General features: G+C 55.0%; 20 protein-coding genes. 7 read left to right on the top strand and 13 right to left on the bottom strand.

The features are described from left to right. Nucleotides 1-2 precede the first annotated feature (2 nt). From OOJ60_RS11370 to OOJ60_RS11320, 11 genes are all read right to left on the bottom strand, one after another. A complete protein-coding gene (locus OOJ60_RS11370; RefSeq protein ID WP_205612574.1) occupies nucleotides 3-1,694 on the bottom strand; it encodes a glycosyltransferase family 2 protein in 1,692 nt (563 codons plus the stop codon). After that, complete coding sequence (locus OOJ60_RS11365) at nucleotides 1,685-2,038, bottom strand: ApeI family dehydratase (protein ID WP_042286593.1); 354 nt, start codon at nucleotides 2,036-2,038, stop codon at nucleotides 1,685-1,687. Before OOJ60_RS11365 ends, OOJ60_RS11370 begins: the two co-directional genes overlap by 10 nt. After that, nucleotides 2,025-3,383: an AMP-binding protein gene (locus OOJ60_RS11360; RefSeq protein WP_205612573.1), complete on the bottom strand. Its 1,359-nt coding sequence runs from the start codon at nucleotides 3,381-3,383 to the stop codon at nucleotides 2,025-2,027. Before OOJ60_RS11360 ends, OOJ60_RS11365 begins: the two co-directional genes overlap by 14 nt. Continuing rightward, nucleotides 3,380-3,961, bottom strand: coding sequence for a hypothetical protein (locus OOJ60_RS11355; protein ID WP_042286588.1), 582 nt, complete (start codon nucleotides 3,959-3,961; stop codon nucleotides 3,380-3,382). Before OOJ60_RS11355 ends, OOJ60_RS11360 begins: the two co-directional genes overlap by 4 nt. Nucleotides 3,962-3,966: 5 nt before the next feature. Continuing rightward, complete coding sequence (locus OOJ60_RS11350) at nucleotides 3,967-4,218, bottom strand: acyl carrier protein (protein ID WP_042286585.1); 252 nt, start codon at nucleotides 4,216-4,218, stop codon at nucleotides 3,967-3,969. 11 nt (nucleotides 4,219-4,229) lie between these two features. Continuing rightward, nucleotides 4,230-4,487, bottom strand: a complete 258-nt coding sequence (locus tag OOJ60_RS11345) for a phosphopantetheine-binding protein (protein WP_205612648.1) — start codon at nucleotides 4,485-4,487, stop codon at nucleotides 4,230-4,232. Continuing rightward, complete coding sequence (locus OOJ60_RS11340) at nucleotides 4,462-5,301, bottom strand: lysophospholipid acyltransferase family protein (RefSeq protein WP_148365385.1); 840 nt, start codon at nucleotides 5,299-5,301, stop codon at nucleotides 4,462-4,464. Before OOJ60_RS11340 ends, OOJ60_RS11345 begins: the two co-directional genes overlap by 26 nt. Next, nucleotides 5,280-6,002: a beta-ketoacyl synthase chain length factor gene (locus tag OOJ60_RS11335; protein WP_205612572.1), complete on the bottom strand. Its 723-nt coding sequence runs from the start codon at nucleotides 6,000-6,002 to the stop codon at nucleotides 5,280-5,282. The genes OOJ60_RS11340 and OOJ60_RS11335 overlap by 22 nt, the downstream gene beginning before the upstream one ends. 54 nt (nucleotides 6,003-6,056) lie before the next feature. Beyond that, a complete protein-coding gene (locus OOJ60_RS11330) occupies nucleotides 6,057-7,118 on the bottom strand; it encodes a methyltransferase (protein WP_181822387.1) in 1,062 nt (353 codons plus the stop codon). Nucleotides 7,119-7,191: 73 nt separating this feature from the next. Continuing rightward, complete coding sequence (locus tag OOJ60_RS11325; protein ID WP_131729044.1) at nucleotides 7,192-7,569, bottom strand: hypothetical protein; 378 nt, start codon at nucleotides 7,567-7,569, stop codon at nucleotides 7,192-7,194. A gap of 375 nt (nucleotides 7,570-7,944) precedes the next feature. After that, nucleotides 7,945-8,994: an AI-2E family transporter gene (locus OOJ60_RS11320; RefSeq protein ID WP_042286945.1), complete on the bottom strand. Its 1,050-nt coding sequence runs from the start codon at nucleotides 8,992-8,994 to the stop codon at nucleotides 7,945-7,947. Between the two features lie 89 nt (nucleotides 8,995-9,083). Between OOJ60_RS11320 and OOJ60_RS11315 the strand changes: the two genes are divergently transcribed. Beyond that, nucleotides 9,084-10,343, top strand: coding sequence for an MFS transporter (locus OOJ60_RS11315; RefSeq protein ID WP_205612571.1), 1,260 nt, complete (start codon nucleotides 9,084-9,086; stop codon nucleotides 10,341-10,343). 4 nt (nucleotides 10,344-10,347) lie between these two features. On the opposite strand, the gene OOJ60_RS11310 is transcribed toward OOJ60_RS11315, so the two are convergent. Together OOJ60_RS11310 and OOJ60_RS11305 are read right to left on the bottom strand one after the other, a co-directional pair. Then, nucleotides 10,348-10,905 carry a DcrB family lipoprotein gene (locus OOJ60_RS11310; protein ID WP_042286564.1) on the bottom strand — a complete coding sequence of 186 codons (558 nt, stop codon included), beginning with the start codon at nucleotides 10,903-10,905 and terminating at the stop codon, nucleotides 10,348-10,350. Nucleotides 10,906-10,977: 72 nt separating this feature from the next. After that, nucleotides 10,978-11,643 carry a 7-cyano-7-deazaguanine/7-aminomethyl-7-deazaguanine transporter gene (locus tag OOJ60_RS11305; RefSeq protein ID WP_042286562.1) on the bottom strand — a complete coding sequence of 222 codons (666 nt, stop codon included), beginning with the start codon at nucleotides 11,641-11,643 and terminating at the stop codon, nucleotides 10,978-10,980. A 242-nt stretch (nucleotides 11,644-11,885) separates the two neighbouring features. Between OOJ60_RS11305 and tusA the strand changes: the two genes are divergently transcribed. The 6 genes from tusA to OOJ60_RS11275 all read left to right on the top strand — a co-directional run bounded on the left by tusA (nucleotide 11,886) and on the right by OOJ60_RS11275 (nucleotide 16,917). Then, nucleotides 11,886-12,128, top strand: coding sequence for a sulfurtransferase TusA (tusA, locus tag OOJ60_RS11300; RefSeq protein ID WP_042286560.1), 243 nt, complete (start codon nucleotides 11,886-11,888; stop codon nucleotides 12,126-12,128). A gap of 412 nt (nucleotides 12,129-12,540) precedes the next feature. Beyond that, on the top strand, nucleotides 12,541-13,689 hold the full coding sequence (tssD, locus tag OOJ60_RS11295; RefSeq protein WP_205612570.1) for a type VI secretion system tube protein TssD: 1,149 nt from the start codon (nucleotides 12,541-12,543) through the stop codon (nucleotides 13,687-13,689). Further along, nucleotides 13,673-13,924, top strand: coding sequence for a hypothetical protein (locus OOJ60_RS11290; protein WP_060570186.1), 252 nt, complete (start codon nucleotides 13,673-13,675; stop codon nucleotides 13,922-13,924). The genes tssD and OOJ60_RS11290 overlap by 17 nt, the downstream gene beginning before the upstream one ends. 191 nt (nucleotides 13,925-14,115) lie before the next feature. After that, complete coding sequence (locus tag OOJ60_RS11285) at nucleotides 14,116-15,087, top strand: TRAP transporter substrate-binding protein (protein ID WP_181822391.1); 972 nt, start codon at nucleotides 14,116-14,118, stop codon at nucleotides 15,085-15,087. A 23-nt stretch (nucleotides 15,088-15,110) separates the two neighbouring features. Continuing rightward, nucleotides 15,111-15,620, top strand: coding sequence for a TRAP transporter small permease (locus OOJ60_RS11280; RefSeq protein WP_060570184.1), 510 nt, complete (start codon nucleotides 15,111-15,113; stop codon nucleotides 15,618-15,620). Nucleotides 15,621-15,630: 10 nt separating this feature from the next. After that, nucleotides 15,631-16,917 (top strand): TRAP transporter large permease, encoded by a 1,287-nt coding sequence (locus OOJ60_RS11275; RefSeq protein ID WP_060570183.1) that lies wholly within the window; start codon nucleotides 15,631-15,633, stop codon nucleotides 16,915-16,917. Nucleotides 16,918-16,977: the final 60 nt, after the last annotated feature.

Below are 16,977 nucleotides of genomic sequence, written 5' to 3'. Positions count from 1 at the left end.
CTTTACTCCTTGTTTTTGGCATCCGGCAGATGCCAGAAATCGTAAAAATTAAACCAGTCGAGCGGCGACTGGCGCGCGTAATGCTCAAGGCGTTCGGCGTAGCGGTCGATGGCATGCTGCAAAGCGCGCTGGCGATCGCCACGCGGCAGGACCAGCGGATCGGCGAACGGCTCACAGTACACGCGCAGCGTATTCTGTTCGCGCAGGGCAAAGATGAGATCGACCGGGCAGCGGAGTATTGACGCCAGAATAAATGGCCCCTGCGGAAACGGCGCGGGCTGCCCCATAAATTCACTCCAACAGACGCGCCAGTCGCCGCCGCGTTGCGGGTTCACCGCGATGCGGTCGCCAACGATGGCAATCCATTCGCCGCGTTCCAGCTTCTCTTTAAGCGCAATGGCGGTGTCCGGGCCGATGTCGGTCACCGGCATCAGGTTTAGCCCGGCCTGCGGCGCCATCTCCTGCATGATCTGTTTAAAGCGCTGGGCGTTATCGCTGAACACCAGCGCATTGATAGTTTTGCTGCCCTGACGCTGCGCCAGCGCCCGACAGGCTTCGACATCGCCAAGATGCGACGCCAGCAGCAGCTTGCCGCGAGGGTCGTCAACGTTAAGCGCCGCCTCCGCGCCAGGGGCGAACACCACGTCGCGACCAAAATGCAGTTCACCGCGCCAGCTGGCGATTTTGTCGAGCATCGCATGACCAAAGCGCAGGAAGTGCTGGTAGCTGTTCAGATTGCGCGGTACCGGTTGCTGGCGCGCGGTCAGCTGCTCGCGTACGCGGGCGATCCAGTCTTGCGATGCGCGTCGGGCGCGGGAGGCGGTCAGCCAGTACACGCCGATCACCGGGTACAGCAGCAGTGAAAACGCCCTGCGTCCCAACAACCGCCAGACCAGCAGCATCAGACGCATGCCCCAAAGTCCTTTCACTTCGTCCTGACGCGCCCAGTGCGAGGATGGGCGGCGAAACAGCAGCGACGGTATGCGCGGCAGCATGCCGAAGAACAGCCGGGTGTGCATCAGCGAAATGCGGCAGTTGTCTTTCAGCGCGTCGAAGTGCGACAGGCCGTCTGCCGGGTAGGTCACCCGGGTCGGCACAAAATAGCTGGTGTTACCCTGCCAGTAGAGGCGCACCATGACTTCGGTGTCGAAGTCCATCCGCTGACCGAGCGTCACGCGCTGGGCCAGCTTCAGCGTGGGCGCGATCGGATAAACGCGAAAGCCGCACATGCTGTCTTTCAGTTGCAGCGACAGGGTTTCTATCCACACCCAGACGTGGGTCACCCAGCGTCCGTACAGGCGCGAACGGGGAACAGAGTCATCATAGACAGGCTGCCCGGAAATCAGCGCGTCCGGGTGCGTCTGCGCCCTTTCGAGCAGTTTGGGGATATCCTCTATGGCGTGCTGGCCGTCGGCGTCTACCTGCACGGCGTGGGTAAACCCTGCCTGCGCCGCCGCCTGCAAACCGCGGATCACCGCCGCGCCCTTGCCGGCATTTTCCGCCAGGCGAAGCAAGGTCAGGTTGGTGGTTTGTGCCGCCAGCCGCTCCAGCTCCTGCCGGGTAGCCATGTCGCTACCGTCATCCACGACGATGCAGGGCAGGCCGAACGGTTCCAGGCGCGCCAGCACCTGCGCCATCATCGCGCCGTGGTTATAGCAGGGGATCAGTACGCACGGGGAGAAGGTCAACGACATAACCGTATCTTCCCGCTGCTGGCGGTATGACGGGCTTCACCATCGTGACGCTGATAGCTGAACGCCAGGATCTGGCGCGCTTCCTGCCAGTTCAACGTGAGCGTGACGGTGCTGTCAGGCAGCAGCGGCGCCTGGAATTTGACGTTTTGTATGCTGTGAAAGCGCCAGCCGGGGGCGAGCAGGGTAGTGGCGTAGTGCATCACCCAGTCCATCTGCGCCACGCCGGGCAGCAGCGGCTGCACGGCAAAATGACCGCGAAACCAGAACAGGGACGGGTCGAGATGCAGTACGATCTCAATCTGGTGCGGCTGTGCCTGATGGCGCTCAATTTCATGGGGTTTCATGAAATAACTCCTGTAGTTGCGCATAGACACGCTTATTCATACTGTTGACCGGGATCTCGTCGATCACCCGCCAGTAACGAGGGACGGCAACCGGCTCCAGCCACGGCAGCAAGGCGCGTCGCCAGTTAAGTTCCTGCGCTTTGCCGCTGCGCTGCCAGCGCGCGCGGGCCTCGTCCTCCAGCACCAGTAGCACGCCCACGCCCTGGCGACCGCCACGGTTCAGGGCCAATGCGGCGGCTTCGCGGACGCCTTCCAGCGACAGCAGGCGTTGTTCGACTTCGCTGAGGGATATCCGTTTTTCTTCGATTTTAACCACCCGGCCCCGGCGTCCCATCAGTCGGAACTGCCCGTTCGCCTCGAACTGCAGAATGTCGTCGAGCGCTAATCCTTTATCGTCGGCGATCAGCGGCGAAAATACGCGATATCCTTCGGCTTCTGGCATAAACCGTATACCAGGAAAGGGCAACCAACTGACGTCATCCTGCTGGCGGTAGCGCCAGGCGAGGATGCCGGTTTCGGTACTGCCGTAAATTTCATCCGGCCAGACGTTGAGCCAGGCGGCAGTTTGGGTGACGTCCTGCCAGGGCAGCATGCCGCCCGCGGAGAGGAGCATCGACACCGGCGGCGGCGTAAGCTGGGCATCGAGGCGCTTTAAAAACGCCGGACTGCTGATAAACGCGTAACGATGTTGATGGTCCAGCGCCGCAAGCTGCTCGGCGTACCAGAGCATGGCCGCATGTAGCGGCAGGCTAAGGGCCATCGGCAGGAAGATGCGGAACGTCAGGCCGTACAGATGCTGCGGCACAACGGAGGCCACGATGCGACAGCCCGCCAGCCTTTCAGCGAAACGCGCCGCCAGCAGTCCGGCTTCGCGGTCAAGACAAGCGATGGGCTTCACGATGCGTTTCGGCTGGCCGGTAGAGCCAGAGGTAAACAGTTCCACGTAAGCGTCTTCAGGGACGGGCGGGAAGGTGAAAGCCTCGTCGCGAAGGGTTTTCGCGGTGCTGACAACCCGTAGCGTGCCTTGCCAGCCAAGGGTTTTGTCGCTCAGTACGCCGTCAAACAAGGCACGCTGCTCGTCGAGCAATGAAACGCGGCTATGTCCGGGAATGACCGGCGTTTTGCCCGCATGCAGGGTGGCGAGTAACGCGACGATAAACAGATAGCTGTTTTCAAAGCACAGCGCCCAGCGAGCGCCCGGCTGTTGGCGCAACTGCGCTATCAGGTGGGCGACGTCGTGGCGCAGATGGCCCAGCGTCCAGGTAAAGTCGTCCTGCCAGGCAATCGGCGTTTGTGCGGGACGCGGCGCGGTGAGCCACTCGGCAAGCGTCAGGGTTTGCTTCATCGGGGATCTCGTTTAATCATCTGACGGCGAACCAGCCATTCGCCCGCCATCAGCGCGCCCATCAGCAGATAGGCAATCATGCCGTTCCAGGCCGTCCATAGCGTCATATCGCCATAAATCGCGGTAAAGAGCGCGATGCTGCCGTTAAGAATGAAAAAGACGCACCAGATTTGCGTCACCCGGCGGGTATAGCGTACCGCAGCGTCTGGCAACTGCGGGTCGCGCAGTCTTGCCAGCCGTTCGACAAGCGGCATTGACGTCCACAGCGAACCGCCAAACACCGCGAGCATGACGCTGTTCACCACCACCGGATAAAAAAGCAGCAGCTGATGGGTTTTCAGCAGGGCGCTGCCGACGCACAGGGCGATCCCGGCCACGGCAACCACCTGGGTCACTACGCGCAGGGGACCCGCCTGTCGCCGGGTCTGGCGAAAGCGCAGAAACAGCAGCAGCGCCATCAGCGGAAGTAACCAACGCAGGCTGTTATGCGCCAGCCCAAACCAGATAAGAAACGGCCAGGCGAGCAATAACATGCCCGTCAGCAGCTTGACGCCAGGCAGCGCGCGTGCGCCCGACATGGCGATTACGCTTCTTTCAGCAGACGTTCTACGGCGTCAACGACATCCTGCACGGTGCGCACCGCTTTGAATTCTTCCGGCTTGATTTTCTTACCGGTTTTTTTCTGCAGGTGCACAATCATGTCGACGGCGTCGATACTGTCCAGTTCCAGATCTTCGTACAGTCGCGCCTCAGGCTTGATATCCTCCGGGTCAATTTCAAACAGTTTGACCAGCAGCGCGGAGACTTCGTCGTAAATGGCTTGTTGTTCGGTCATCACGGTTCTCCTCAGGCACGTTGCGCGTGAATGAAGGACGCCAGCGTGGCGACGGAGAAGAAGTGCTGGCGCATTTCTTCACTTTCCGCAGAGAGCACCACGCCGTACTGATTTTTAACCGCCAGCCCCAGCTCCAGAGCATCGATTGAATCCAGCCCCAGGCCGTCGCCAAACAGCGCCGCCTCGGTGTCGATGTCGTCTGCCGACAGCTCGTCCAGATTCAGCGTGGTGATGATGAGATGTTTAATTTCCGGATAAAGCGCTTGCATCATTAATTCCTGAGAGAGGTAACGTACCTGGTTGTAATTTAAGTAAAAGATGCCGGTTTAGCTGTCTTGCCGCCAGCGCCGGTTCTTGTGAGTCTGCGTCATAAAACTGGTTGATCTTCACGCGCTCTCGCACCTCAATGGTGAACAGCGGTTTGCAGGGCGGAACCTGATACCATTTACTCTCTTTATCGAGCATCCGCTCGCTACAGTGGATCGTCACGACCCGTAAATCGCTGTGACAGCGCACGGCGATATTGGCGGCACCACGCTGTAGCGTCATGGTTTCACCGGGTTTTGTGCGGGTCCCTTCGGGGAAGATCAAAATGGTGTCGCCCTGCGCCAGCCGCTGCTGGCTGGCGGGCAACAGCGCGTCCGCCTGGCTGTTAACCAGATAGTCGGCGGCACGCACGACGCCGCTAAGGAAAGGGTTCGTCAGCAGCGCGCTTTTAACCAGACAGTCCGTTTCGGGCATCACGGAGGCCAGCAGCACGTAATCAATGAGCGTGGGGTGATTAGCGACCACCAGACATCCGCGTTCCTGACGCAAAATGTCCACCCCTTCCATGCGATAGTCCAGCACGCCAAGCACCCGCGTCACCGTTAAAAAGAGACGGAAGCTGGCGGAAATGCTGCGCCTGGCAATGCGGCGACGCCGGGAATTATCCCACACGAAAACTAACAGAACGTTAAACCAGACGACAGAAAGCAGCAGGCCGCCGAGGCCAAAGAGGGCGAAGCAGAAGCCGGTCATAGCGATGCGCCATAGCCGGTTCAGAGAGGTGAAAACGCCGTTCATGCGCGGCTCCAGTGCCATTGCATGCGCTCTCCGGGGATCGTAAAGGCGTTGGCGTCTTGTAAAAAGTGCTGTAAAAACAGCAGGCTTTGCGGAAGTGTTGTCTCCGCGTCCGCAAGGGCCGGACGGGTCTGGCAGTGCCAGTCACCGCCTGCTTCGCATACCAGCGCGACCGCGTAGGGCCAGGTCGGCATGTTTTCCGCCAGGTGCGGATGGTAAAATTCGGGGAGAAATCCGTCGAAATCAACCAGCAATATCCGTTGGTAACCCGCCTGCAAAAGGCAAATCACTTCACACAGACCCTGCTGGAAAGTGTCACGACCCGCGGAGAGCGAGGAAGAGACGACAGGCTGTTTGGCCGCGATAGTCAGATTGCCGACGGCGGAGTTATGCACCGACAGGGCGAAGTCGGTCGGTGAAAGCGCCTGTTCGTTCGCCAGTGCGTGCAGAATGCGATAATTGCGCTCCAGTTCGCCGTGACGACTGGTATACAGCACCGCGTCGATAGCGTGACGGCGCAGCATCGTCAGTCCGCACTCTACGGCGAGTTTGCTGCCGGAGCTGAGGCGGCGAGCGGTCATCATCGGCAGCTCGCTTAACTTGCCTTGCGCCGCGCCCGGATCGATGGCGTGCGAATGCCGTGACCATTGCAGCCACTGATTAGCTTCGCTGAGCCCTGGCGCCATCGCCCGCCAGTCGGTCATGTTTAAAGAGAATTTCATCAACGCGCGTCCGCGGTAAACCGGTGATTCCTGTAGCGTGGTGACGCTACTTTGTTATTTTTTCTTTTGGCATATCAGTAAGGTATGCCCAACGCCTAAATTGTCGTGGCGTGCTTCTACCTGGAACCCTGCCATGTCCAGATAGCCATAAAATTTTTCTGCGCTGTAGAAGCGGCTGTTGCCGTTCGCCATGCAGGTAAAATAGAGCGAAGACGCATTCAGACTGAATGAAGCGGCTTCAAAGCGCTGTGCATCCCAGAACAGCTCCATTACGCACAGCCTTGCACCGGGTTTCATGACGCGTGCAACGTTGCTGAGCAGGGCGACAATTTGTTCGGGTGAGAAGCAGTCCAGAAATTGACTCATCCACCAGATATCGGCCTCTGTAGGTAAAGGCGCATCGCCAAGCATATCTACCGCATGAAAGTCGATGCGATGAGATAATCCTGCATTTTCGATATTTTCGCGGGCAAGTGCAATTTGTTGTGGCAAATCTAATAGGGTTACCGCGATATTTTCGTCGTAGCGGCAGCAGCGGATCGCCCATTTACCCGTATTTCCACCTACATCGTACAGGGTTGCAGGACGGCTGGCGAATATCAGCGGCAGCGCCGCGTCAAATGCCCCGTCTGAGTAGTAGTGATCGAAGGCGAACCAGCTTTCACGCGCCGATGGCGGCAATTGGGATAACGCCGGATAAATCGTTGGCCAGTCGCCAAATACTTTTAATCCTGACGGTTTCCCCTCTTTCAGTGCGTTCTCTAAAAAGAACAGCCCCTGATAACAGACGTCCTGCGTGAAATCCATATTTACGCGGGTCATGGTGTCGTGCAAAAGGAAATGTCCGATTTTTCCCAGATAATACCGTCCCTCTTTATAGGTAAGAATACGTCCGCTTAATCCCATATCCAGCAGTACGCTGGCCGCATATTCATTTATCTGGCTATTTTCGGTTATCTCGGCAAGGGTCGCCCCATTTTTTCGCTGGCTATCAAGCCAGGCCAGCACGCCAGTATTTCGCAGACACAGCGCGGTTTGAAATAGCATCGGGGCGAAGGCGATACGCTGCGCTTCAGTAATCGCATCCAGTGCGCTGAGAGAGTCCTGTTCGTACATGGCGAGCACAACCTGTTAAAAGGGTAATGATAAGGTTATCGGGCCAAAACGGCCCGAATTGAATTTTTTTGAATTACAGACCCGCGCCGGCAGACAGATTCAGCTGAATGTCTTTATCCAGGTTACGTACCCAGCGGTTGTAGTTTTTATGAATTTTGCCGCCAGACGCCTGCAGATTGAGGCTGCTGTCGTATTTGATATCGTAGCTGGTCGCGGTATAGGTGATTCGTACTTCCGCCACGTGGTCGCGAGACTGCTGGCGCGCTTTGATCACGCCCGGACCCGCTTCGTTCATGATCCATTTACGCTGGATGCCCGCTTTCAGGATCGCATTTTTAACCTGATCCTGCGTGTGGCCTGCGCTCACGGTTGAGTGAACCTGATCGATTGGCGCAGTACGCGCGCAGCCTGCCAGGGCGCCCACAACGGCAATCGCCGCAAACCACTTAATGTATTTCTTCATGAAAACTCCCTATCAAAATAACTATTTATATTAACGTCGAACACATTTCTTTATTGGTTTACGCAACAATAATACCGCTTATTTTAAATGATGACTTTCGCGGATTGTCACGAAAAATCTGTAATTATTATGCGATGCAGGCGGGAAATATCCTGCGGTACTGCATGAGATCAGTCAATTAACGCTTACTTAAATGAAATTTCGTAGTGAATTGACTTGCCTTAAAATCATTGACGCAGAGTATTTATTTTATTTTTTATGATCATCGGCGCGCTAAATGAAACATGATGATAACAAAAAGCGCGCCTTATAATACGTTCACCCGTCCGGGAATAAAACTACCCTGGTTGGTAGGTAACGTCGTTAGCCGGGTAATCGATTTTTGGGACGGCCCGGCCCAAGCAGTATTGCCAGTTTACTGCCGCCTTTGGTGGTTTCCATCCAGATTTTACACACGCTGGTCAGCGGTACGGAGAGCAGCATACCTACCGGGCCGAGCAGCCAACCCCAGATGAGCAATGAGAGAAATACCACCAGCGTGGACATGCCAAGACGGTGCCCCATCATGCGCGGCTCCACCATGTTGCCCAGCACCATATGCACCACCAGAAACAGCGCCCCGACGAGGAAACATTCATAGAGGCCATTAAACAGCAGTGCCTGAATCATAGGAGGAACGGCGGAGATCACCGAGCCAATATTGGGCACGTAGTTCAGCAGAAACGCCAGCACGCCCCACATCAATGCAAACTGAATATCCATGAGCGCCAGACCCAACCAGATAATCACCCCGGTCCACAGACTAAGCAGCGTTTTCAGCGCCAGATAGTGTGATACTCCTTTCAATGCCCGGTGCAGACCCGCGATGTGAATTTGAGGGTTATTCAGGGCAAAACGCATTTTGTAAGGTACATGGCGGACTTCAAACAGCATAAAAACCACGGTCATGACCAGCAGCACGACGCTGGCCATCGCGCCGGAAAGCCCGGTCATCAGGGTGGTCGTGAAGGCCATGAGTTTTTCCGAATCCATCCGCTGTAGCATTCGCTCTGGCGACATATGCAGATTGAGAAAAGGCATCATATCCTGCAGATACAATAATTTGCGCGTTAACTCTTTATTGTAGCTCGGCAGCATGGCGATAAATTCATTGATCGACGCGGCGAGCACGCCAATGAGCGCGGTGAGGGCAATAAGCATCACCACCACCACAATGGTAATCGCCACGGGTCGTTTGATGCCGCGACGCACGAACCAGGTGACCAGCGGGTTAAGGACGATAGCGAAAAAGAGCGCCAGTAACAGTTGCACAATAATATCGGCGGCAGCGTGGATCCCGGCGAGGATCACCACCAGCGAAGCCAGTTTGAGCAAAATATGCATACCCGTTTTGTCGGGCTGGGGGGTTGTCATGGTTACGTCCTGTTTATGATTTTCATTAAGTGTAGCGTCTGGCTTGCTGCCGATAATCCTAATCTTCATGCTGATTTTCCCGCCGTTGCATGGTAGAAGGGAAACACTGTGGTAAAAACGTGGTGATCCCCATGCCCGAACCTGTCGCTGACCCGGCGCTTACTGGATTGCGCCTCAATCTGCGCATTGTCTCTGTTGTCATGTTTAACTTTGCCAGCTACCTCACTATTGGCCTGCCGCTGGCGGTACTTCCCGGCTATGTCCATGATGTCATGGGATTTAGCGCGTTCTGGGCGGGACTGGTTATCAGCCTGCAATATTTCGCTACCTTGCTCAGCCGCCCTCATGCCGGTCGCTACGCCGATTTACTCGGGCCGAAAAAAATCGTCGTTTTTGGTCTGTGCGGCTGTTTTTTAAGCGGGGCGGGCTATTTTCTGGCCGCAAGCGTCAGCCCGTGGCCGGTTGCCAGTCTGCTGCTGCTGTGTCTGGGGCGTGTGATTCTGGGCATTGGGCAGAGCTTCGCCGGTACGGGATCGACGCTGTGGGGCGTGGGCGTTGTCGGTTCGCTGCATATTGGCCGGGTTATTTCGTGGAACGGCATCGTCACGTATGGCGCGATGGCGATGGGCGCGCCGCTTGGCGTACTGTTTTACGCCTGGGGCGGCCTGCAGGGACTGGCGATGATCATCATGGGCGTTGCGCTACTGGCGGTATTACTGGCGATTCCGCGCCCGGCGGTAAAAGCGAACAAAGGTAAACCGCTGCCGTTTCGCGCGGTACTGGGACGCGTCTGGCTGTACGGCATGGCGCTGGCGCTGGCATCCGCCGGATTCGGGGTGATCGCCACGTTCATCACTCTGTTTTATGACGCCAAAGGCTGGGACGGCGCGGCCTTTGCGCTGACCTTATTCAGCTGCGCTTTTGTCGGGACGCGGCTGCTGTTTCCCAACGGCATTAACCGCCTGGGCGGGCTGAACGTGGCGATGATCTGCTTTAGCGTCGAAATCGTCGGTCTGCTGCTGGTCGGCGCGGCGATGATGCCGTGGATGGCGAAAGTCGGCGTGCTGCTGGCGGGAATGGGTTTCTCACTGGTGTTCCCGGCGCTGGGCGTGGTGGCGGTGAAGGCGGTGCCGCAGCAGAATCAGGGGGCGGCGCTGGCGACATATACGGTCTTTATGGATTTGTCGCTTGGGGTGACGGGACCGCTGGCGGGGCTGGTGATGAGCTGGGCGGGTGTCCCGGTGATCTACCTTGCGTCGGCGGGACTGGTGGTCATTGCGCTGTTGCTGACGTGGCGGTTAAAAAAACGGCCTCCGCAGGAGTCTGAGGAGGCCGCTTCATCCGCGTAGAACGTTACTGGATAACCAGCGTATTGATGATGTTCTCGGCTGTGGTTTGTGCTTTCTGCTGATCGTCCGCAGGCAGTGTGATTTGCAGAGTCAGCAATTGGTCATCGACGTTACCCAACAGGACAGAGGAATACGCCGTCTGGCCTTTTGCGGAGATAATGCTGTCTAACTGCTGCAGCGTGTGGCCTTTCAGCTCGATGGATTTGTTGGTCACCACCTGCAACTGCGGGTCACGGGCGCGCTGTTGATCTTCCAGACGTTTCGCCAGCACCGCCAGGTCTTCGCTGGTGTTGTCACCAACAATCACAATCACCGCTTTCTGTCCGGTTGAATCCGAGTAAACGTGCATGTTATTCGCCTGGGTGCCCAGCTTACCGCTTTGATCGGTCATATCCGCGGGCAGGGAGAAACTGAGTTTACCGTCGAGCAGCGTAATAGGCTGACCGGTGGCCTGGCTTTCTGCCGCCGCACCGTCTGCAGGCGCTTTCGTCTCACTATTATCACAGGCCGCCAGCCCCATCACCAGCAGGCCAATCCCGACATATTTAACCAGATTGCGCATTGACTTCTTCCTTTCGATAAACGGCCATAACGGCTCATGGGTTCATCTTAACACAACTCGGAAAACGAACCTTTAACTCGTCTGCATTGCCGGGATTTCGGATTTATCTGTCAGTCTTTTCAGCAACATATTCAGCAACACACCGTACATCGGCAGGAAGAAAATCATGCTGATAAGCACCTTGAAGCCGTAGTCGACGAGGGCAATTTCCATCCAGTGCTCGGCCATAAACGCATCCGGGCTGCGCCAGAACGCGATAAAGAAGAACGCGAGGGTATCACTGATATTGCCAAACAGCGTGGACGCGGTTGGCGCCAGCCACCAGCGCTGATTCTGTCGCAGGCGGTTAAAGACATGCACGTCGAGGATCTGCCCCAGCGCGTAAGCCATGAAGCTGGCGGCGGCGATACGGGCGACGAACAAATTAAACTGCGCCAGCGCGCCGAATCCTTGCCAGGCGCCCATGTAAAACAGCGACGAGATAATATAAGAGACCAGCAGCGCCGGGATCATCACCGCAAAAATAATCCGTCGGGCCAGCGGCGCGCCAAAAATACGCACGGTCAGGTCGGTGGCGAGAAAGATAAACGGAAAGCTGAATGCGCCCCATGTGGTATGAAAACCAAAAATGGTAATGGGAAGCTGAACCAGATAATTACTGGAGGTGATCACCAGCAGATGAAATAGCGATAGCCAGAACAACGCTTTTACGCGCTGCGATTGAGAGAACGACGTCATATTGTACCTTTTTAATTTTGGGGTGAGGGAACCCAATACGTGCTTCACGCTATTTTCCTTGCCATTTTGCCCTTAAGGTAAACTGGCTGCGACAATAACGCGTCTTAAACCGGGTAAAGCCGCCGCATGATACTGCTTTAGCGGGACTTTGCAATGGTTGTTTTTCACGCAATCGTTAACCTGATTGGCTTAGCGCGCAACAGGGCGTAAACTACGGCGGTTTTTATGTATATGAGACCACCATGAGCGATCTGTTTACCTCTCCCGACCACACTCTTGATGCCCAGGGGCTCCGCTGCCCGGAACCGGTGATGATGGTACGTAAAACCGTCCGCGGTATGCAGAGCGGCGAAACGCTGCTGATAGTGGCGGACGACCCGGCGACCACTCGCGACATCCCCGGCTTCTGTACCTTTATGGAGCATGAACTGCTGGCTCAGGAAACCGAGGCGCTACCCTATCGTTATCTGCTGCGTAAAGGCTAAATCATTTGCCGCTTTGAATCTGCGCCGGGCTCAGATAAAACGCGTGAGCGTTTTGAACCCCCTTCAGGACGGCCCGAAGGGGGAGCTTCGCGAAAAATGCTTTCGTATTGCGCGCACGCTCCGGTGCTTCCACATCGTCCGTATTCAACAGATCGTGCTACTCTCGCTGACAAAGGCTTTTATCCGCAGCGGCGACATGCTGTACCTGTCCCGATAAAATAATCGCCTTCTATAATTTAAACCACTCTATTCACATTACGCATTTCATCCTGTCAGATAATCCTTATTATTGCCGATAAATTGAAAAAATTTATTATTTCGCTATACGGAATCTCTTTATCAGCGTAAAAGTTAATTTCCAGGGATATTGTTGCCACTGTTGTATTACCTCAACATGTAATAAAGGGATGAAATGAGTGATATTGTTTACCTGACGATCGCAGGGGAACAACAAGGCGCTATTTCTGACAGTTGTGGAACCGCTGATTCAATTGGGAACCGTCGACAAATCGGTCACGAGAACGAAATTTTTGTTTTTTCGCTCACGAATAGTCTTACCAGTACCGGTAATGGTTCGCAACAGCATGGGCTAAGTTTCAAGAAACTGATCGATAAAAGCACACCATTGTTGTCGAATGCGATTAATAATAACGAACAGTTATATATGGAGTTTTATTTCTACCGCATCAATGCCTATGGCCGATGGGAGAAATATTATTACCTTCAATTGCGAGGCGTTTTCATATCAAGTATCCATTATCTATTTTCGCCAGGTAATTTAGATACGGAAACTATTGTTGTAAATTATGAATATATCCTCAGCAAACATCTTATTGCTAACACGGAGTTTGGCTATCTGGCGTTCCCTGCTGACTATAACCGCTTGTTTATACCCGTCAAAAATGAAACGGCGGTCAATGCGTTAACAACGTTGAATAGCAAGTCTGTCGGTAGGCTTCTCGCTGCTGGTGGGATTTATAACGGGAATATCGACGGCTTCGAAGAGACAGCGAAAAAACTGGGAGGAGAAGCGCCTGATGGCTACAACCAGTTGATGGATAACCAGGGTTTATTGATTACTGGCGCGTCGTTGATGGCTGGATTAATGATGGGGAGGATGAAGTTTCCGGCAATTGAAAAAATGAAGTATTCTGGGGCAAAGGGTCCGGTAACAGGACGCACTTTTGACCCCGAGTTAGCCGGGGGACCAATAGAGTATCTGACCACTGAAGGCGTCATCATTGACAGCGCAGGTATCGCTACGGTAGAAAAGCATATTTCTCGTTTTCAACATGATCCTGCTAATGATGTAATGATTGCTCGGTTATATAAGATAAACAAAGGTGAAATTAAACCCGAGAAAGTTGACCTCAATTATTTCACCCATGAATGTCGAGAATTTCAGCGTTACTGTAATTTAGGATGGGAGACTGGAGAGCCTAAGGGGCTCGACGGTTATATACTTTGGAATAATGCGCATGCGGCTACCCTTGCAGATTACAGAATCACAGATGCAGAATTATTCCATCCGGAGGCTTTAATAAATGATTTCAAAAATTGAGTTAGGCGTTCTGAAAGTTATGGCCCTGAAAGAGGGGGACTGGAATTGGTATGTACTGGATAGGGTGCTGTCGACCCGAAATATACCTGGATTCGGTTATGTACCAACAGTCGTGAACCGTTTAGTAGAAGAAGGATTTGTTGATGTCATAAATGATTATGAAGCTTCTCGACAGACCTTCATCGTATCTGAAAGAGGGCGTGAATTCCTAAAAAATCATAATATTGAAGAATAAAAGCTTGTGATGTTTACATCTCGTTTAACGTAACGAGATCATGTAAACATCACAGTTCTAAACCATCGTTTCAAAACTTCACAATTTTGTGAGGTGCTTCACCTCCGCTTTTCAGGGCGTAGTCTAGTTTTTAAGCGTACAAAACTAAAACACTGTTTTAACGCTTACCTCACTACCCTGGAGCTCACGAAATGAAAACGACCCTCAAGCCGTTACTGGCCGTGCTGTGCCTGTCTGCTTTTTCCTGCGCCGTTTCTGCGCAAACGATTAAAGCCGCCGACGTCCATCCCGAAGGCTACCCGAACGTGGTGGCGGTGCAGCAGATGGGCGAGAAATTAAAACAACAAACCAATGGCGAGCTGGAAATCAAAGTTTTTCCGGGTGGCGTGCTCGGGGATGAAAAACAGATGATTGAGCAGGCGCAAATGGGGGCGATCGATATGATTCGCGTCTCGATGGCGCCGGTTGCGGCAATTCTGCCCGATATCGAAGTCTTTACCCTACCGTACGTGTTCCGCGACGAAGACCATATGCACAAGGTGATCGACGGCGATATCGGGAAGCAGATCGGCGACAAGCTCACTGCTAACCCGAAATCGCGGCTGGTCTTTTTAGGCTGGATGGATTCCGGTACCCGCAACTTGATCACCAAAAATCCGGTAGCGAAACCGGAAGATTTGAAAGGTATGAAGATCCGCGTTCAGGGCAGTCCGGTCGCGCTGGCGACATTGAAGGATATGGGGGCGAACTCAGTGGCGATGGGCGTCAGCGAAGTGTATAGCGGCATGCAAACCGGCGTGATTGACGGCGCGGAAAACAATCCGCCCACCTATATTGCCCATAACTACCTGCCGGTCGCCAAAAACTACACCCTCAGCGGGCACTTTATCACCCCAGAAATGCTGCTCTATTCGAAAGTGAAATGGGACAAGCTCAACGCCGACCAGCAGCAAAAACTCCTCACTCTCGCCCGTGAAGCGCAGTTTGAACAGCGCAAGCTGTGGGATGCCTATAACCAGCAGGCGCTGGAAAAAATGAAGGCAGGCGGCGTCCAGTTCCATGACATCGACAAGGCGGTGTTTGTGAAAGCCACGGAGCCGGTACGCGCGCAATATGGCGAAAAACATCAGGATCTGATGAACGCTATCGCGGCTGTGAAGTGATCCCACCCCGTTGCGGAGGAAATATGTCCGAACTGTACCTGAAGTGGATGGATCGCCTGTACCTGCTGGCGATGGCCGTGGCGGGGGTGTCGCTGCTGGTGATGACCACCGTCATCCCCATCGGCATCTTCTCGCGCTATGTGCTGAATCGCGGGGAGTCATGGCCGGAACCGATCGCCATTATTTGCATGGTGACCTTTACCTTTATCGGCGCGGCGGTGGGCTACCGCGCCGGATCGCACATCGCGGTGAACATGCTGACCGACCGTCTGCCGCCGGTGCTGAAAACCGCCTGCGCACGGGTGGTGGATCTGTTGATGCTGCTGATTTCGCTGATCATGTTCTGGTACAGCTATCTGCTGTGCGTCGAGCTGTGGGAGCAGCCAGTGGCGGAATTCCCAATACTGACGTCGGGTGAAAGCTACCTGCCGCTGCCCATCGGTTCGGCAATTCTGATTTTCTTCGTCCTTGAGCGCCTGTTCTTTGGCTCACAGGAACACCGTCCGGTCGTGACGATCGGCAACCACGGTTAAGGGGTGAACAATGGACGCCTTTATCTTGTTATTCACCCTCGCCATTTTGCTGGCGCTGGGCATGCCAGTGGCCTTTGCCGTCGGCCTGAGCGCCGTTGCGGGCGCGCTGTGGATCGATTTACCGCTGGAAGCGCTGATGATCCAAATCACCAGCGGGGTCAACAAGTTCACCCTGCTGGCGATCCCGTTTTTTATTCTTGCCGGGGCGATCATGGCGGAAGGGGGAATCGCCCGGCGGCTGGTCAACTTTGCCTATCTGTTCGTCGGCTTTATTCGCGGCGGATTGTCGCTGGTGAACATTGTCGCCTCGACCTTTTTCGGCGCGATTTCCGGCTCGTCGGTGGCGGATACGGCGTCCATCGGTAGCGTGATGATCCCGGAGATGGAGAAAAAGGGCTATCCGCGCGAGTACGCGGCGGCGGTCACCGCGAGCGGTTCAGTGCAGGCGATTTTGATTCCACCGAGCCATAACTCGGTGATCTACTCGCTGGCGGCGGGCGGGACGGTCTCTATCGCCACGTTGTTTATCGCGGGGGTGTTGCCGGGGCTGCTGCTCGGGCTGTGTCTGATGGGGCTGTGCCTCTGTTTTGCGCGTAAGCGTGGCTACCCGAAAGGTGAACGGATCCCGTTTCGCCAGGCGGTGAAAATCTTCATTGACGCGCTGTGGGGGTTGATGACGGTAGTGATCATTCTGGGCGGTATATTGTCGGGAATTTTTACCGCCACCGAATCGGCGGCGGTGGCCTGCCTGTGGGCTTTTTTCGTCACCATGTTTATTTACCGTGACTATCAGTGGAATGAACTGCCCAAACTGATGTGCCGGACGGTGAAAACGGTCACTATCGTGATGATTTTGATCGGCTTCGCCGCGGCGTTTGGCGCGGTGATGACCTATATGCAGTTGCCGATGCGTATCACCGAATTCTTCACCTCGCTTTCCGATAATAAGTACGTGATCCTGATGTATCTCAACATCATGCTGCTGCTGATTGGCACGCTGATGGATATGGCGCCGATCATCCTGATCCTGACGCCGGTGCTGTTGCCGGTGACCAATGCGTTAGGGATCGATCCGGTGCATTTCGGGATGATTATGATGGTGAACCTGGGGATTGGACTGATTACCCCACCGGTCGGGTCGGTGCTGTTTGTGGCCAGCGCGGTAAGTAAGCAGAAAATTGAACACGTGGTGCGGGCGATGCTGCCCTTCTACGGTCTGCTGCTGGTGGTGCTGGCAATGGTGACCTATATCCCCGCCATCTCGCTGTGGCTGCCGGGGCTTCTGGGAATGCAGTAAGACACAAAGCCGGATGGCGCTATCCGGCCTACGCGTCATGCTACGCGTAGGGCCGGTAAG

The sequence above is a fragment of the Citrobacter sp. R4 genome (assembly GCF_026719175.1).
GTDB classification, from domain to species: Bacteria; Pseudomonadota; Gammaproteobacteria; order Enterobacterales; family Enterobacteriaceae; genus Citrobacter_A; species Citrobacter_A sedlakii.
The sequence above is the reverse complement of the archived record's forward strand: the minus strand, read 5'-3'. Positions and strand labels throughout refer to the sequence as shown.

Bases quoted from the DNA above. Each gene is read 5' to 3' on its own strand.
- tssD (WP_205612570.1), top strand. From the start codon at position 12,541: ATGAGTGATATTGTTTACCTGACGATCGCAGGGGAACAACAAGGCGCT.
- OOJ60_RS11275 (WP_060570183.1), top strand. From the start codon at position 15,631: ATGGACGCCTTTATCTTGTTATTCACCCTCGCCATTTTGCTGGCGCTG.
- OOJ60_RS11360 (WP_205612573.1), bottom strand. From the start codon at position 3,383: ATGAAGCAAACCCTGACGCTTGCCGAGTGGCTCACCGCGCCGCGTCCC.
- tusA (WP_042286560.1), top strand. From the start codon at position 11,886: ATGAGCGATCTGTTTACCTCTCCCGACCACACTCTTGATGCCCAGGGG.
- OOJ60_RS11355 (WP_042286588.1), bottom strand. From the start codon at position 3,961: ATGTCGGGCGCACGCGCGCTGCCTGGCGTCAAGCTGCTGACGGGCATG.
- OOJ60_RS11350 (WP_042286585.1), bottom strand. From the start codon at position 4,218: ATGACCGAACAACAAGCCATTTACGACGAAGTCTCCGCGCTGCTGGTC.
- OOJ60_RS11370 (WP_205612574.1), bottom strand. From the start codon at position 1,694: ATGTCGTTGACCTTCTCCCCGTGCGTACTGATCCCCTGCTATAACCAC.
- OOJ60_RS11340 (WP_148365385.1), bottom strand. From the start codon at position 5,301: ATGGCACTGGAGCCGCGCATGAACGGCGTTTTCACCTCTCTGAACCGG.
- OOJ60_RS11305 (WP_042286562.1), bottom strand. From the start codon at position 11,643: ATGACGTCGTTCTCTCAATCGCAGCGCGTAAAAGCGTTGTTCTGGCTA.
- OOJ60_RS11285 (WP_181822391.1), top strand. From the start codon at position 14,116: ATGAAAACGACCCTCAAGCCGTTACTGGCCGTGCTGTGCCTGTCTGCT.
- OOJ60_RS11315 (WP_205612571.1), top strand. From the start codon at position 9,084: ATGGTAGAAGGGAAACACTGTGGTAAAAACGTGGTGATCCCCATGCCC.
- OOJ60_RS11310 (WP_042286564.1), bottom strand. From the start codon at position 10,905: ATGCGCAATCTGGTTAAATATGTCGGGATTGGCCTGCTGGTGATGGGG.
- OOJ60_RS11320 (WP_042286945.1), bottom strand. From the start codon at position 8,994: ATGACAACCCCCCAGCCCGACAAAACGGGTATGCATATTTTGCTCAAA.
- OOJ60_RS11365 (WP_042286593.1), bottom strand. From the start codon at position 2,038: ATGAAACCCCATGAAATTGAGCGCCATCAGGCACAGCCGCACCAGATT.
- OOJ60_RS11335 (WP_205612572.1), bottom strand. From the start codon at position 6,002: ATGAAATTCTCTTTAAACATGACCGACTGGCGGGCGATGGCGCCAGGG.
- OOJ60_RS11290 (WP_060570186.1), top strand. From the start codon at position 13,673: ATGATTTCAAAAATTGAGTTAGGCGTTCTGAAAGTTATGGCCCTGAAA.
- OOJ60_RS11330 (WP_181822387.1), bottom strand. From the start codon at position 7,118: ATGTACGAACAGGACTCTCTCAGCGCACTGGATGCGATTACTGAAGCG.
- OOJ60_RS11280 (WP_060570184.1), top strand. From the start codon at position 15,111: ATGTCCGAACTGTACCTGAAGTGGATGGATCGCCTGTACCTGCTGGCG.
- OOJ60_RS11345 (WP_205612648.1), bottom strand. From the start codon at position 4,487: ATGCAAGCGCTTTATCCGGAAATTAAACATCTCATCATCACCACGCTG.